The sequence below is a fragment of the Rhizobacter sp. P5_C2 genome, from assembly GCF_054049715.1.
This window is the reverse complement of sequence record NZ_JBFULV010000134.1, coordinates 1-14768: the sequence shown is the minus strand read 5'-3', so window position 1 is coordinate 14768 and position 14768 is coordinate 1. Positions and strand designations below refer to the sequence as shown.

Below are 14768 nucleotides of genomic sequence, written 5' to 3'. Positions count from 1 at the left end.
CGCTCGGCCACCGTCCGCGCATCGTGCCGCGCCGCCTCGCGTGCCGCAGCGCTCGCCGGCCCGAAGCGCCGCCCCGCGCCATGCTCCAGCGATTGCCCCGCCAGCGTCCAGCCGATCGTGCCGTTGCGCAGCGCGCTCACCGGATTCGGAATCCCCGCGTTCACCAGCGACTGCGTGCCGATGATGCTGCGTGTGCGCCCCGCGCAATTGACGATCACCCGCGTGGCCGGATCCGGCGCGAGGTCGCGCACGCGCAGCACCAGCTCGGCACCGGGCACGCTGGTCGAGCCGGGGATGTTCATCGCCTGGTACTCGTCGAAGCGGCGCGCATCGAGCACCACCACGTCGGCCTTCGCATCGAGCAGCGCCTGCACCTCTTCGGCCGCGAGCGACGGCGTATGGCGCGCCTCCTCGACCCACTCACCGAACGACTTGCTCGGCACGTTGACATCGCGGAACAGCTCCAGCCCCGCCGCCTCCCAGCCCGCCAGGCCACCGGCCAGCAGGTGCACCTGCGTGTAGCCGAGGCCGCGCAAACGCCGCGCGGCGCGCACCGCATCGTCCGCCCCCTCGCCGTAGACGACGATGCGCGTGTCGCGCCGCGGGATGCGGCCCCACGCGTCGAGCTCGATGCGGCCGAGCGGAAGGTTCGCCGCCCACAGCGGGTGCGATTGTGCGAACGGGTCTTCCTCGCGCACGTCGAGCAGCGCGGTCTCGTCGCGCGCCAGCAGCGCGGCATGCACGTCAACGGGGTTCAGGGCGGGGATCACGGGGGTGTCGGTCATGGTGAGGAGGTCGATCAAGAAGGCAGCGGGGAGTAGCCGGAAACGAACGAACGGCGCTGGCCGTCCTCGGTGTAGACCGAGCGCTCGACCGCGCCGATGTCGGCGCCATACACATGGATGCTGATCGAGGTGCGGTCGTCGTAGGCGTTCGCCACCCGGTGGATGTCGCCGACGCTCGGTGACACCGCATCGACCGCGCCCTGCTCCAGCCGCACCGGCGCGCCGGCCGGCACCAGCTTGCCCGGCCCGGCGAAGCGATAGCCCTGCGCCACCTCCGCACCGCGCAGCACGCCGATCAGCCCCCACACCGTGTGGTCGTGGATCGGCGTCGCCTGCCCCGGCCCCCACACGAAGCTGACGACCGAGAAGCGCGCCCGCGGATCGCAGTGCAGCAGGTACTGCCGGTAGCGGTCGACACCCGGCTGCGCATGCGAGGCCGGCAGCCAGTCGTCGTGCGCGACCAGCCCGGCCAGCAGCGCGCCGACATCGCGGCGAATCGCCACCTCATCGGTCCGCTCGTCGAGCCGGTGCGAGACCCGGTCGATGAAGTCCTGCAGCGCACGGTCGCCATGATCGGTTCGCATCGTCGAGTCTCCTTCCCGCTCGCCAATGGTGACGAAGCCGCACAGGCTACACGCCCACGCGCCTTCTGCGAATCATGCAGATCGCATAACCAGCCCCGAAATCATTCCTTGCGACGCTCACGCCGTCGTCGCTACTGTCCTCCTTCGACATCTTCAGAGAGCAGGACACCGCAATGAGCATCGAATTCATCGGCATGATCCAGACCCAGAAAGTCTCGGAGACGCACGCCGCGCAAGGCCCGGCGATCGACCGCGACTACGTGCGCCGCTTCGCGCAGGCGCACGAGCAGGCCGGGTTCGACCGCGTGCTGGTGCCGCACCACTCCACCGGCCCGAGCGCCACGCTGACGATCTCGTACGCGGCGGCGCACACCGAGAAGATCCACTTCATGCTGGCGCACCGGCCGGGCTTCACCGCGCCGACGCTGGCGGCACGCCAGATCGCGTCGCTCGACCAGTTCAGTGGCGGGCGTCTCGGCGTGCACTTCATCTCCGGCGGCTCCGACGACGAGCAGAAGCGCGACGGCGACTGGCTGACGCACGACCAGCGCTACGAGCGCACCGACGAGTACCTGACGGTGCTGCGCCGCATCTGGACCGAGGACAAGCCCTTCGACCACGACGGCAAGCACTACCGCTTCCAGGCCGGCTTCTCCGAGGTGAAGCCGCTGCAGCAGCCCCATGTGCCGATCTACTTCGGCGGCGCGTCCGACGCGGCGATCCCGGTGGCCGGCAAGCATGCCGACGTCTACGCGCTGTGGGGCGAGTCGCTCGACCAGGTGGCCGAGCTGACCGGCCGCGTGCGGGCCGAGGCGGCGAAGCACGGCCGCAGCGTGCGCTTCTCGGTGTCGTTCCGCCCGATCCTCGCGGCCACCGAGGACCAGGCCTGGGCGCGCGCCGAACGCATCCTCGAAGACACCCGCCGGCTGCGCGTGCAGGCCGGCTACAGCCGCGGCGGGCCGCAGCAGAGCGTCGGTGCGCAACGGCTGCTGGCCGCCGCGGCCAAAGGCTCGCGCGTCGACAAGCGGCTGTGGACGGCCATCGCGCAGGAGACCGGCGGCCGCTCGAACAGCACCGCGCTGGTCGGCACGCCGGAGCAGGTGGCAGAAGCCTTCCTCGACTACCACGCGCTCGGCGTCACCACCTTCCTGATTCGCGGATTCGACCCGCTGGAAGACGCGATCGACTATGGCCGCGAGTTGATCCCGCGCACGCGGCAGCTGGTGGCTGAACGGCTGGCGGCCGGCACGCGCCGCGCCGCCTGAGGGAGACCCCATGACCCACCACCACATCACCCGCCGCCACCTGCTGGTCGGCACCGCCGCCGTGCTGGGCGTCGGCTCGGCGCGCGCCGAGCGGACCCTGCTGAAAGCCGGCGACCAGAAAGGCGGCCTGCGTGCACTGCTCGAATCCGCGAACGAGTTGCAAGGCCTCGCCTACGACATCCAGTGGGCCGAGTTCCCCGCCGCCGCACCGCTCGCCGAGGCGCTGAATGCCGAGGCCGTCGACCTCGGCCCGATCGGCGATGCGCCGCTGATCTTCGCGCTGTCCAACGGCGTGCGCGTGAAGGCGATCGGAGTGAACCGCTCCGACCCGTACGGCACGGCCGTGCTGGTGCGCCCCGATTCGCCGCTGAAGACTGCCGCCGACCTGAAGGGCAAGCGCATCGCGACCAACCGCGGCTCGATCGGCCACCACGTCGCGCTGAAGGCGCTCGTGTCGGCCGGGCTGAAGGCCGATGCCGACACCTTCCGCTTCCTGCCGCCGGCCGACGCCAAGCTTGCGCTGACGCAGGGCTCGGTCGACGCCTGGGCCACCTGGGAGCCCTACACCGCGCTGGCCGAGACCGCAGGCCACGCGCGCGTGCTGGTCAACGGCCGCGGGCTGTCGTCGGGCCTGAGCTTTCTTGCGGCGACCGACAGCGCGATCGCCGCGAAGCGCCCTGCGCTGCAGGATTTCGCGCAGCGCGTCGTGCGTGCGCAGCGCTGGTCGTACCAGCACGTCCCGGAGTTCTCGGCCGCGCTCGCCCGCATCATCGGCATCCCGCCTGAAGCGGCCCGGCTGCAGTTCGAACGCCGCCAGCAGCGCTGGATCGCGGTCGACGCCCAGGTGCTGGCCGACCAGCAGGCCACCGCCGATTTCTACCTCGAGGCCGGGCTGCTGAAGCAACGGCTTGAGGTGCGCAACACCTTCGACGGCGGCTTCGCGCCGGCCGGCTGACGCGATTTCAGAAGTCTTCAGGCCCGGCACCTATCCCCGCGCCGACCTGCTCCCGAGAATGTGCGCTCATCCACTCTCGGCGAGGCCGATCATGAGCATCGATGCCAACTCCACCCTGGGCAACCTCTATTGGTACCGCCACGATGGCTGGAAAGACGGCACCGAGCGATGGACAGGCAAGAACCTCGTCGGCCGCGGTGGGTGGCAGGACTACAAGTCCGTCTTCGCGACCAGCGACGGCATTCTCTATGCCATCGGCTGGGACGGCAACCTGCACTGGTACCGCGACGCCGGTTGGCAGGACGGCACCGAACGCTGGGAGAGCACGATCGTCGGCCGGGGTGGATGGGCTGACTACCGAACCGTCTTCGCGACCAGCGACGGCATCCTCTATGCCGTCGGCTGGGATGGCAATCTCTATTGGTACCACCACGAAGGCTGGCAGGATGGCACCGAGCGGTGGAGCGAACGAAAGCTCGTCGGCTCCGGAGGCTGGGGCATGTACGTCAGCGTGTGCGCCACCAGCGAAGGTGTGCTCTACGGCATCACGCCCGATGGCGATCTCTATTGGTACCGCCACGACGGCTGGCAGGACGGCAGCGAGCGCTGGACCGGCAAGAACCTCGTCGGGCGCGGCGGCTGGCGCCAGTACACCAGCGTGTTCGCCACCAGCGACGGCACGCTGTACGGCATCACGCCCGACGGCAACCTCTACTGGTACCAGCACAAGGGCTGGGAGGACGGCACCGAAGACTGGCGCGGCGCGAACCTCGTGGGCCGCGGCGGCTGGAGCGGGTACACCAACGTCTTCATGACGAGCGACGGCATCCTGTTCGGCGTGCAGAACAACGTGCCGTCGCGCATCAAGCACATCGTCTACCTGATGCTTGAGAACCGCTCCCTCGACAACGTCCTGGGCTGGCTCTATCCGGACGGCCAACGCCCCGACCGTGTCATGGCGCCGCTCGGAAACAACGATCCCGACTACAACGGCCTGCGCCCCGAGACCTACTACAACGTGGGCGCCAACGGCGTCAAGCACTGGATCCAGAAGGGCACGCTGAACACCTGGGTGCCCGAGTGCGATCCCAATGAAGACTACGTGCACGTCAACAACCAGCTCTTCGGGAGCCAATCGAATCCACCCGCCAACCAGACCGCCGGCATGGGTGGCTTCTACCAGGACTTTGCCGGCGACGGCTGGCGCTACGGGCTCGACGAGGTCATGCAGACCTACACGCCCGCCGAGTTGCCGGTGCTCAACGGCGCCGCACGCCACTACGCGGTGTCCGACGCGTACTTCTCGTCGGTGCCCACGCAAACCAATTGCAACCGCGCCTTCGCCGCCACCGGCAATTCGCTGGCGCCCGACCCGGATACCGGCGCGCTGCAGGCCTGGGTCAACAACAACATGTGGAGCAGCGGCGAGAACTGGCTCTACTTCAACCAGCGCACGATGTTCAACGTGATGGAGGACGCCGGGATGAAGTCACCCAGCGACTGGATGGTGTTCTCCAGCGAAAGCTGGTGGTTCGCGGACGGCATGTGCTTCACCCGCGACATCCTGACCCAGTTGGGCGACTCGAAATACGACGCTCATTTCGACGGGATCGATGCCTTCTACGATCGCGCAAGCAAGGGCTCCCTGCCCTCGGTGTGCTTCCTGGAACCCAAGTGGGGGTACGGCTACAAGCGCAAAGGCCCGGGGGCGCAAGGCAACGACTATCACCCCCCGAGCAACGTCGCGCCGGGCGAGCAATTCGTCAGCGACATCCTGCAGGCACTGCAGTCCGGCCCCGGCTGGAATGAAACGCTGTTCATCATCAACTTCGACGAGCACGGCGGCACCTACGACCACGTCGCGCCGCCGTGGCATGCCGCGGTGCCCTGGGGCGAGGGCTCGGCCACGCCGGCCCCCACGCAGAGCGAGCTGGGTTTCGGTTTCGACCGCTACGGCGTGCGCGTTCCGCTGATCCTGGTGTCGCCCTACATCGAGGCCAACACCGTCTTCCGCGCCGGGCCGACGACGCCGTTCGACCACACCTCGGTCATCGCCACCATCCTGACGATGACGGGCATTCCGCGCAGCGACTGGAAGCTCGGCAATCGCGTCCAGAACGCGCCGACCTTCGAGTCGGTCCTGACGCGCAGCGCGCCGCGCACCGACACGCCGCAGATCAAGCCGAGCGCCGCCGCGCTGGCGGCCATCGCCGACGACTCGGCCCTGGATCCGCCACCCTCCGGGCTGCAACGTGAAATCGCGTCGCGCATGTTGCGGGAGTTCCTGTCGCGGCATGCCCCACTGCAGCCGCTCGCGGGTGCCACGAACCTCGGCACGGCCGACGAGATCTACCAGGCGCTGGACGAGGTGAAGACGATGTCCGAGCTGGGCGCGTTGGTGACACGGGTCGTGGGCGAGCCACCGCTGCGCTGATCGCAGCAACGCGGGCCTCAGCTCCCGCCGAACTGGTGCTCGAACTCGATCCACCCCTGCCGCCCGTGCGGGCTGTAGAACCCAACCGGGTAGAACGGCCAGCCGCCGGTGTCGTCGCGCACCGTCTTGTTCGCGACGTTGTTGACGATCAGCGTCAGCCGCGTGTGCTTCGCGAACTGGTAGCTGCCGCTGAGGTTGTGCAGCCATTGCGGCGGCACGAAGCCCTCGTCGCCATCGGCGATGCGGCCGTAGCGGCTCGATGTGAGTGTCGCGCTCCAGTCGCCGAAGCTGCCGTCCAGCGTCGCGACCAGCTTGGTCGGGAAGCCCGCGAAATCGCGCGTGCCGATCTGATTGATCGCAGCGTCGCCGGCGAATTGCTGGTACGTGAAGCTCTGGACGCGCGTGTACTTCGCGCCCACCTGCCAGCGGCCCCAGCCGTCGGTGGCCCAGCGGTAGCGCACGCCGAGGTCGAAGCCGCGCGTGCTCTCCTGCGCCGCGTTGATCGGGTTGACCGCGATCTCGTAGACCTCGCCCGGCCGCACCACCGCGTTCGCCGGGTTGCGGCGCACGCGCGAGAACGTGTCGACGCAGCTCGGGCTCGCCGGGTCACGCGCACCGCTGCGGCAATCGGCCTCGTCGCGCAGCAGCTTGTCGGCGTCGAGCGTCGTGACCAGGTTGTCGATCTGGATCTTCCAGAAGTCGACCGACGCCTCGAACTGCGAACTCGGCGACCAGAACGCGCCCAGCCCCCAGCTGCGGCCGTTCTCCGATTTCAGGTCGGCGCTGCCGTTGCTGACGTAGTTGAACCCGGGCGACACGTTCGCGAACTCGCAGGTCGCCACCGGCTGACCAGCCTGCGCGCAACGCAGGTAGTCGGTCGATGACGAGTAGTAGCCGCGGCTCTCGGCGGTGTAGATGTAGTTCATGTCCGGCGCGCGGAAGCTGGTCGCGTGGTTGGCGCGCAGCAGCAGCTCGCGGCTCGGCCTGAACTCCAGCCCGGCCTGCCAGGTCAGCTTGTCGTCATGCCGGCCGGCGAATGCGTAGTCGTCGTAGCGGCCGGCGAGCGTGGCCGTCACCTGGCGCGACAGCGGCGCGTTCAGCTCGGCGCCCAGCGCCTGGCGCTGCCGCGTGCCCTTCACCTCGGCCACCCCCTTGGTGTTGTAGAACACGCCCTGCCCCAGCCGCGGGTCCGAGCGGTTGCTGAAGCCCTGCGAGCCGAACTCGGCCACCGCGGCCAGCTGCAGCGGGCCCGCGGGCAATTGCAGCAGGTCGCCGCGCACGCTGGCGCTGATGCCGTGGTTCCACGAGCGGTTGTCGCCGTTGCTGGCGCCGCTGATCGAGCCGTACTCGGCGGCCGTCAGCGGCGTGTACAGCCGCGCCGGATCGGGCGCGTAGATCGGAATGCCGTCGGCGTCGGTGCCCTGCTGCGGGCCGAGGAAGAAGCTGTCGACCGAGGCCAGCAAGCGCGGCGTGACGGTCTTGCTGCGGTAGCCTGACGCGTTGTAGGCCACCTCGTAGTTCCAGCCGTCCACCAGCTCGCCGCGCGCGCCGAGCGCGAGGTTGCCGGTGGTGTCGCGCCATTCACGGTTGAAGCGGGTCACGCCGCCCAGTTCCTCGGGCGCGAGGCGGCGCGTCCAGGTCTCGAGATCGCCGGTGTTGGCATTGCTGAAGTAGCTGCTGCTCGCGCCGAGCGAGGTCCAGCTCGGCCCGCGGGTGTTGTTCTCGGTCTTCGCGACGCCCAGCAGCGCCTCGGCGAACAGCGTGGTCTTCGGCGTCAGCGCGAGGTCGACCAGCCCCCCGAGGTTGACGGTCTCGTTGCCGGTCTGCGTGGTCCAGTAGGTCGGCTGCGCGCGGCCGCTCGCGCAGTAATTGCGGCTGCCGACCTGGTAGCGCCGCGTGCTGCCGTCGAACAGCCCGCCGAGCGCATCGCAGGCGGTGCCGGGGTCGACATACGCACCGGTGTCGGCATTGCGGCGCGACGCGATCGCCGTCGGCGCAGCGCCGGCCAGCGTGGTGTCGGCCATGAAGTCGCGCTGGCGGCTCCAGATCGGCTGGCGCTTGCCGAGTTCGAGGCCCCAGACGCCGGTCACCGCGTCGCTCGTGACGCCGCCGCTGAGCTGCACGCGCAGGTTCTCGCCGCCGCCCTGCTGCGTGGTGCCGGCCTTCACGTTCAGGTGGATGCCGTCGGTCTGGCGCTTCAGGATGATGTTGACGACGCCGGCGATGGCGTCGGAGCCGTAGACCGCCGAGGCGCCGCCGTCGAGGATCTCGATGCGGTCGATCAGCACCGACGGGATGTTGGCGAGGTTCACGAAGTTGACCTCGCCGTCGTAGGCGGTGGGGTAGTCGGCGACGCGGCGGCCGTTGAGCAGCGTCAGCGTGTGGTTCGGGCCGAGGCTGCGCAGGCTGATCGCGTTGGCGGCCGGCGTGAAGGTGTTGCCGAAGTCCTCGCCCTGCGTGAAGCCGGTGTTCTGCGTCAGGCCCGCGAGCGCGTCGAACACGTTCTTGTAGCCCTGGCGCTCGAGGTCCTCGCCCTTGATCACGGTGACCGGGCTCGGCCCTTCGGCTTGCGCCCGCAGCAGGCGCGAGCCGGTGACCTGCACGCCGGGCAGGTTCTGCTCCTCGGGCTCGGCGGCGTGTGCGGGGATGACCGCGGCGAGCAGCAGGCTTCTGACGAGCGCGGAGATCGAGGGTGGGGACGCGGTTCGCGGTGGTGTGCAGGAAGGCATGTTGAAAGGGTCACGGAGAAAACAGTGACCGCAGGCTACACACCGACATCGGAGGACACAACGAAGGGAAGCTCACATGCAAACGCGGATAGCGAGGGCGCAGTGAGGAAGTGTGACGTGCCCCCTTCCTCCGACGGAGGTACACCCGTTCGGGCCGAGCCTGTCGAAGCCTCGTGCATTGCGAGCAGACCCTTCGACAGGCTCAGGGCGAACAGTTCAGGAGGTGGCCCGCTTCGCGAACTTCAGCGTCCCGCCGGTGCCGTCGCGGCCGAACGTGCACGAGCTGCCCTGATCAGCCGGCCCCGCCGGGTTCGACCGGTTCGCCCTCGCCCCCCTCCATCCGGTCGAGGTTCGCGTTCAGCCGCTGCAGCAGCGCCGTCAGCTGCTCGGCCTCGGCCGCGCTGAAACCGTCGAGCGCCTCGACCGTGCGCGCGTCGAGCAAGGCCTTGGCCTTCGGCATCTTGCGCGCCGCCGCCGGCGTCAGCGAGATCAGCCGGCTGCGCTTGTCGTCCGGATCGGCCACGCGCTCGACCAGGCCGTCGCGCTCCATGCGGTTCAGCAGCTGCGCCATGCTCGGCTGCTCGACATGCGCCAGCCGCGCCAACTCGGCCTGCGACAGTGCCTTGCCGCCCTTCAGCGACACCAGCACCGGCAGCTGCCCCATCGCGAACCCCAGCTCGCGTATCTCGCTGTCGACCAGCCGGATGAAGACCCGCGAGGCGCGGCCGATCAGCTTCAGCGGATTGGGGGGCGGTTGATCGTTCATGGCGGGCTTGACGATAGATAGGATGCTATCTTAATATGCATAGGAACCTATTTTAACGGAACGCCGATCGACCCCATGCACAAGCACCCACGCATTGCCATCATCGGCGCCGGCCCGGGCGGGCTCACGCTGGCGCGCATCCTCCACCTGGGCGGCATCACCGCCACCGTCTTCGAGCGCGAGGCCGATGCGCTGGCCCGGCCGCAGGGCGGCACGCTCGACCTGCACGAGGGCTCGGGGCTGCTGGCCGTCGAACGCGCCGGGCTGGATGCCGAGTTCCGCGCCATCGCGCGCTACGACGACCAGGGCACGCGGCTGATCGACAAGGCCGGCCGCGTGCTGTTCGACGACCCGAACCCGGGCGCCGGCAACCGGCCCGAGGTCGACCGCACCGCGCTGCGCGCGATGCTGCTCGGCGCGCTGCCGGCCGGCACGGTGCGGTGGGGCCGCGCGCTGCGCGAGCTGCGCGCCGAGGCCGATGGCCGCTGGACACCGGTGTTCTCCGACGGTGAAGGCCAGCACGACGGCGGCCCGTTCGACCTGGTCGTCGGTGCCGACGGCACCTGGTCGCGCGTGCGGCCCCTGCTGTCGGCCTACCAGCCGCAGTACAGCGGCCTGACCTTCATCGAGTTCGGCATCGACGACATCGATGCCCGCCACCCGCCCCTCGCGAAGTTGGTGGGCCGCGGCAAGCTGGATGTGCTCGGCGACGGGCGGCAGATCATCGCGCAGCGCAACGGCCATTCGCACGTGCGCGGCTACGCGATCTTCCGCGTGCCCGCCGACTGGGCGGCGCAGCGCTTCGACTTCACGTCGCCAACCGCGGTGCGCGACCAACTGGTCGCCGAATTCGCCGACCACGCCGACGCGGTCACCGACCTGCTGCGCGCGAGCAACGGCCACTTCGTCGCGCGACCGATCCACGCGCTGCCGGTCGGCCACCGCTGGACGCACCGGCGCGGGCTGACGCTGCTGGGCGACGCGGCGCATGTGATGTCGCCGTTCGGTGGCGAGGGCGTGAATGCCGCGATGCTGGATGCGGCCGAACTGGGCCGCCACCTGCTCGAAGACGCCGGCTGGGACCGCGCGGTCGCCACGCACGAGGCGCAGATGTTCGAGCGCGTGATCGACGCCGCCAGCGGCTCGGCCGAGGCTGCGGCGGTGCAGCTCTCGCACGACGCGCAGGCGATCACGCTGGCGCACTACCGCAGCCATGTCGCCGAATTGGCCTGATCGCCACAATATTCCAGCGCCAGGAACGTCTTCCCTGGCATGGATCCGCCAACGCCGCCCGCTCTCGTGACCTTGCCCGACGCCGATCGCGACCCCGAACACGAGATCACCGCCACGGTGCGGCGCGAGTCCGGGCGGCTGGGCGCATTCATCCGGCACCGCGTCGCCGACCCGACCGACGCGGAAGACATCCTGCAGGACGTGCTCGAGGAGTTCGTCGAGGCCTACCGGCTGCCGTCGGCGATCGAGCAGGTCAGCGCCTGGCTGTTCCAGGTGGCGCGCAACCGCATCGTCGACCGCTTCCGCAAGAAGCGCGAGGCGCCGCTGCGCGACAGTGCCGACCCGGACGACGACGACACGCGGCTGGACCTGGCGCTGCCGGACCCGGACGGCGGGCCGGAGGCGGCCTATGCACGGTCGGTGCTGCTGGGCACGCTGCAGCAGGCGCTCGACGACCTGCCGACCAACCAGCGCGAGGTGTTCATCGCGCACGAGCTGGACGGCCTCAGCTTCAAGGCCATGGCCGCAGAAACCGGCGTGCCGCTCAACACCCTGCTCTCCCGCAAGCGCTATGCGGTGCTCTACCTGCGCTCGCGGCTGCAACCCATCTACGACGAATTCGAAGGAGAAACATGATGAGATTCAAGGCAATGTTCCTGGGGCGTTTCTTGCTGGGGCTGATCGCGATCGCCGCGCTGGGCGGCGTGGTGATGGGCCTGTGGAACGCGGTGATTCCCGGGTTGCTGACGGGTGCGCAGGCCATCGACTACCCGCATGCGCTCGGCCTGCTGCTGCTGTGCCGCATCCTGTTCGGCGGCTTCCGCGGGTATGGTGGCTGGCGCGGCGGCTGGCATGGCCACCGGTTCGGGCGGCGCGGACGATGCGGCCCCGACTGGCACGCGATGACCCCCGAGGAACGTGAGCGGTTTCGCCGCGGCCGGCATCCCGATGGCAGCCCCGACCATCGAGCCGACGCCCGCACCGGAGCCCCTGAATGAGCACACCTTCCCTCGCGGCCCCCGCAACGCCCCAGGCGTTCTCGCCCTACCAGAAGGTGGTGCTGGGGCTGCTCGCCTTCCTGCAGTTCGCCGTCATCCTCGATTTCATGCTGATGGCGCCGCTCGGCGCGCTGATCATGCCGGCGCTGTCGATCACGCCGAAGCAGTTCGGGCTGGTCGTCTCGGCCTATGCGTTCAGCGCCGGCGCGGCCGGGCTGCTGACGGCCGGTTTTGCCGACCGCTTCGACCGCAAGAAGCTGCTGCTGTTCTTCTACGGCGGCTTCGTGCTGGGCACGCTGTGGTGCGGCCTGGCGCCGGACTTCGAGAGCCTGCTGGCGGCGCGCATCGTCACCGGCCTGTTCGGCGGCGTGATCGGCTCGATCGTGCTCGCGATCTCGACCGACCTGTTCCCGGCCTCGATGCGCGGCCGCGTGATGGGGCTGATCCAGACCGCATTCGCGGCCAGCCAGGTGCTGGGCTTGCCGGCGGGGCTTTACCTGTCGAGCCACTGGAACTGGCACATGCCCTTCTTCGCGATGGCCGCGCTCGGGCTGGTCGGCGGCCTGGTGGTGGCGTGGCGGCTGCAGCCGGTGGATGGGCACCTGAAGCTGCCGCAGGAGCGTGGCGCCTTCGAGCACCTGATGCACACGGTGGCCGTGCCGCGCCACCTGCTGGCCTTCGCGGCGACCGCGTTGCTGACCACCGGCGGCTTCATGCTGATGCCGTTCAGCAGTGCGTTCACCGTCAACAACCTCGGCATCGACCTGCACAGCCTGCCGGTGGTGTACCTGGTGACGGGGCTGTGCACGATCGTCTTCGGGCCGCTGATCGGGCGGGCCGCCGACAAGTTCGGCAAGTTCCGCGTGTTCACGGGGGGCACGCTGGTGGCGATGACGATGGTGCAGATCTACACGCACCTCGGCCCGGTGACGCTGCCGGTGCTGATCGCGGTCAACGCGATGCTGTTCGTCGGGATCTTCTCGCGGATGATCCCGTTCCAGGCGATGGTGGCCGGCGTGCCGTCACCGGCCCAGCGCGGTGCGTTCAACGCGATCAGCGCTTCGGTGCAGCAGTTGTCGGGCGGCGTCGCGTCGGTCATCGCGGGGCACATCGTCACGATGGGCGCCGATGGACGGTTGCAGCATTTCGAGTGGGTCGGGCACGTGGTGGTGGCGGCGTCGGTGGTGGCGTATCTGCTGCTGTGGCGGTTGCAGCGTGGCGACAAGCCGGTGGCTGTGGCGGGTTGAGGATCTCGTCGTCGGCCCTTCTTCCACACAGCCTCGGCCGATTGCCGCCGGGCGCCGGAGGTGGTCAAAAGATCGGTCGAGCTTTGCGGCAAAAAGGACGCTCGTCAACGCGCCGCGCTCCAACCCGGGCGAGATCCGGTTGAACGTCCGCTGTGCGCGCACGCGAACTGGAGCTATCGACCCGAAGGAGTCCTTTGCCGAGACGATCTCGACGCCCGAAAGCAGTCCTTCGCATCCGCCGTCCGACGTGGGATGTACATTCATCACATGGGACTTGATGCACAGGTAATCGCCATCGGGCCGTTCTCCAATGAGATCGCCTCGTCGCTCGAGTATGGCGAGAAGTTCTACGCGAGCGTGGCGACCGGAGCTACCGTCGTGTCCAACGTGTTCATCGCCGGAACCAGCGCTGCAAGTCACGCATTGGCCACGGCGTTTGGCGTTGGCGCAATGGAATTGGGGCGGCATCGACTAGATCCCTCGGTTGCGAACCGGGCGCTGCTCACCGCTGAGTTTGGCGAGCGAGACGTGGAAAATTTCGAGTGCTTAGCCGCGCGTGGGTTCGAGTTCTTCTATCTTCCGAACGCATAGCCATGCGAGAGATTGAAGTCCAGTGCCCGGAAACCAGAGCGAAGAGGCCTTGGCCTACGATGACGGCACTCTCGCGCAATGCCACCTTCAGAAGTGATCCTGAGAAAGACAAAACGTGCATCTCGTCTCGATCGATAGAGATCGGCCAGACTTCAGAGTCTTCATCGATCTCCTATACGGCCCAAACTGGAATGTTGACACCGATGGCGACTCATTTCCTGTGAGCAGCCGCACCTGGACTGACCTGTACATCGCGGACCGACAGACTGGGTGTCCACCGGTTGTGATCCAAGCGCTGAACAGTCTTCCGGCGACCTTCAGTGTGGAGTCAACATCAGAGCGACTCGAACAGCTCGCCGCTCTCTATCTCTACTTGTATGCAGGGACAGCGATCGAAGCTCCGGCAGGTCCACTTGCCGAACAGCAGATCGCTGCGCTGAAGTCGACATACTCAAGAGAGCTAGGTCGTGCGTCCCTCTCGCGGTGGCATCGATCTTCCACTGAAGATCCGTACCCTAAAGCGGTCATCGACGACTGACCGGAAATGGCCGGGCACAGCCGTTCGCTCGCTGAGCCGACAGGCGCTGGCAGACCCCGAGCTGTCATACGAGAGGTCGAGTGCATGGCACTAAACCCGATACTCAGCTTTGTCGGGGTTCATTGTGTGAGTCCGTATATCTCGCGAAGGTTCAGGAAGTGATGCCCAAGTAGCTCCCTCCTAGCCATTGCGATGACAAAGACGACATACGCGTCTGGAACGTCAGTGTTCACCAGAACGTGCTGCCATGTATTCGAGCAGTCCTGGTAGACGTAGGCCACATCCCAGGCCCCTGTTTCATGCCCTGCAAAATCGCTGGCAAAGACCGCCGCTGCGTAGTCCCATATGTCCACGACTTCTTCGGCAGACTTTGTCATGTCCTGCATCGGAGGAGAGAACGTTCCGAGGAAGCGTTCCTCGGACAACGGTTGGAGCTTGATGGACATGACGACAAGGGTGCGTGGGACTCCAAAGCAGTCTATCGGCAGTGCCCGCAAATGGCCGAACTGAGACCCTTGGGCTTCAGCTCTATGCGAACTTGCGCGGCACCCCACTACCACTCCCAGGATGGCAGCTCATCATCATCGCGCAGTTCGCAGCCGTAGAACGTCGCGCCCTTGACTTTGACTCCCTCTCGTAGGGC

At 68.1% G+C, this 14768-nt stretch carries 13 protein-coding genes; 8 read left to right on the top strand and 5 right to left on the bottom strand.

Going from position 1 to position 14768, the window contains the following annotated elements; all coding sequences use genetic code 11:
* The coding region (locus tag ACXJLU_RS29825; protein WP_457337282.1) for a rhodanese-like domain-containing protein at positions 1-785 on the bottom strand (785 nt) is incomplete at its 3' end.
* Between the two features lie 14 nt (positions 786-799).
* On the bottom strand, positions 800-1369 hold the full coding sequence (locus ACXJLU_RS29820; RefSeq protein WP_457337280.1) for a cysteine dioxygenase family protein: 570 nt from the start codon (positions 1367-1369) through the stop codon (positions 800-802).
* A gap of 173 nt (positions 1370-1542) precedes the next feature.
* Between ACXJLU_RS29820 and ACXJLU_RS29815 the strand changes: the two genes are divergently transcribed.
* From ACXJLU_RS29815 to ACXJLU_RS29805, 3 genes are all read left to right on the top strand, one after another.
* Positions 1543-2634: an LLM class flavin-dependent oxidoreductase gene (locus ACXJLU_RS29815; RefSeq protein ID WP_457337278.1), complete on the top strand. Its 1092-nt coding sequence runs from the start codon at positions 1543-1545 to the stop codon at positions 2632-2634.
* A 10-nt stretch (positions 2635-2644) separates the two neighbouring features.
* Positions 2645-3589, top strand: coding sequence for an ABC transporter substrate-binding protein (locus ACXJLU_RS29810; RefSeq protein WP_457337276.1), 945 nt, complete (start codon positions 2645-2647; stop codon positions 3587-3589).
* Between the two features lie 91 nt (positions 3590-3680).
* Positions 3681-6023 carry an alkaline phosphatase family protein gene (locus tag ACXJLU_RS29805; protein WP_457337274.1) on the top strand — a complete coding sequence of 781 codons (2343 nt, stop codon included), beginning with the start codon at positions 3681-3683 and terminating at the stop codon, positions 6021-6023.
* A 17-nt stretch (positions 6024-6040) separates the two neighbouring features.
* Here the strand turns inward: ACXJLU_RS29805 and ACXJLU_RS29800 are convergent, their stop codons facing one another.
* The gene (locus ACXJLU_RS29800) at positions 6041-8752 is read right to left on the bottom strand and encodes a TonB-dependent receptor plug domain-containing protein (protein ID WP_457337272.1); all 2712 of its coding nucleotides are present in this window, start codon (positions 8750-8752) and stop codon (positions 6041-6043) included.
* Positions 8753-9044: 292 nt separating this feature from the next.
* Entirely contained in the window at positions 9045-9518 is a 474-nt protein-coding gene (locus tag ACXJLU_RS29795; RefSeq protein ID WP_457337270.1) for a MarR family winged helix-turn-helix transcriptional regulator, read from the bottom strand.
* 75 nt (positions 9519-9593) lie between these two features.
* Between ACXJLU_RS29795 and ACXJLU_RS29790 the strand changes: the two genes are divergently transcribed.
* The 5 genes from ACXJLU_RS29790 (at position 9594) to ACXJLU_RS29770 (ending at position 13587) form a co-directional block, all read left to right on the top strand.
* Positions 9594-10751, top strand: coding sequence for an FAD-dependent oxidoreductase (locus ACXJLU_RS29790; RefSeq protein ID WP_457337268.1), 1158 nt, complete (start codon positions 9594-9596; stop codon positions 10749-10751).
* A 39-nt stretch (positions 10752-10790) separates the two neighbouring features.
* Positions 10791-11387, top strand: coding sequence for an RNA polymerase sigma factor (locus ACXJLU_RS29785; RefSeq protein ID WP_457337267.1), 597 nt, complete (start codon positions 10791-10793; stop codon positions 11385-11387).
* Positions 11387-11749 (top strand): hypothetical protein, encoded by a 363-nt coding sequence (locus ACXJLU_RS29780; protein WP_073469187.1) that lies wholly within the window; start codon positions 11387-11389, stop codon positions 11747-11749. The genes ACXJLU_RS29785 and ACXJLU_RS29780 overlap by 1 nt, the downstream gene beginning before the upstream one ends.
* Positions 11746-12996, top strand: coding sequence for an MFS transporter (locus ACXJLU_RS29775; RefSeq protein WP_457337266.1), 1251 nt, complete (start codon positions 11746-11748; stop codon positions 12994-12996). The genes ACXJLU_RS29780 and ACXJLU_RS29775 overlap by 4 nt, the downstream gene beginning before the upstream one ends.
* A 267-nt stretch (positions 12997-13263) precedes the next feature.
* Positions 13264-13587 carry a hypothetical protein gene (locus ACXJLU_RS29770; RefSeq protein WP_457337264.1) on the top strand — a complete coding sequence of 108 codons (324 nt, stop codon included), beginning with the start codon at positions 13264-13266 and terminating at the stop codon, positions 13585-13587.
* 657 nt (positions 13588-14244) lie between these two features.
* Here ACXJLU_RS29770 and ACXJLU_RS29765 read toward each other — a convergent pair.
* Positions 14245-14571 carry a hypothetical protein gene (locus tag ACXJLU_RS29765; protein ID WP_457337262.1) on the bottom strand — a complete coding sequence of 109 codons (327 nt, stop codon included), beginning with the start codon at positions 14569-14571 and terminating at the stop codon, positions 14245-14247.
* Positions 14572-14768: the final 197 nt, after the last annotated feature.

What these genes read in the sequence shown, in the direction of transcription:
- ACXJLU_RS29820 (WP_457337280.1), bottom strand. Translation starts at nt 1,369, where the DNA reads ATGCGAACCGATCATGGCGACCGTGCGCTGCAGGACTTCATCGACCGG.
- ACXJLU_RS29815 (WP_457337278.1), top strand. Translation starts at nt 1,543, where the DNA reads ATGAGCATCGAATTCATCGGCATGATCCAGACCCAGAAAGTCTCGGAG.
- ACXJLU_RS29810 (WP_457337276.1), top strand. Translation starts at nt 2,645, where the DNA reads ATGACCCACCACCACATCACCCGCCGCCACCTGCTGGTCGGCACCGCC.
- ACXJLU_RS29805 (WP_457337274.1), top strand. Translation starts at nt 3,681, where the DNA reads ATGAGCATCGATGCCAACTCCACCCTGGGCAACCTCTATTGGTACCGC.
- ACXJLU_RS29800 (WP_457337272.1), bottom strand. Translation starts at nt 8,752, where the DNA reads ATGCCTTCCTGCACACCACCGCGAACCGCGTCCCCACCCTCGATCTCC.
- ACXJLU_RS29795 (WP_457337270.1), bottom strand. Translation starts at nt 9,518, where the DNA reads ATGAACGATCAACCGCCCCCCAATCCGCTGAAGCTGATCGGCCGCGCC.
- ACXJLU_RS29790 (WP_457337268.1), top strand. Translation starts at nt 9,594, where the DNA reads ATGCACAAGCACCCACGCATTGCCATCATCGGCGCCGGCCCGGGCGGG.
- ACXJLU_RS29785 (WP_457337267.1), top strand. Translation starts at nt 10,791, where the DNA reads ATGGATCCGCCAACGCCGCCCGCTCTCGTGACCTTGCCCGACGCCGAT.
- ACXJLU_RS29780 (WP_073469187.1), top strand. Translation starts at nt 11,387, where the DNA reads ATGAGATTCAAGGCAATGTTCCTGGGGCGTTTCTTGCTGGGGCTGATC.
- ACXJLU_RS29775 (WP_457337266.1), top strand. Translation starts at nt 11,746, where the DNA reads ATGAGCACACCTTCCCTCGCGGCCCCCGCAACGCCCCAGGCGTTCTCG.
- ACXJLU_RS29770 (WP_457337264.1), top strand. Translation starts at nt 13,264, where the DNA reads ATGGGACTTGATGCACAGGTAATCGCCATCGGGCCGTTCTCCAATGAG.
- ACXJLU_RS29765 (WP_457337262.1), bottom strand. Translation starts at nt 14,571, where the DNA reads ATGTCCATCAAGCTCCAACCGTTGTCCGAGGAACGCTTCCTCGGAACG.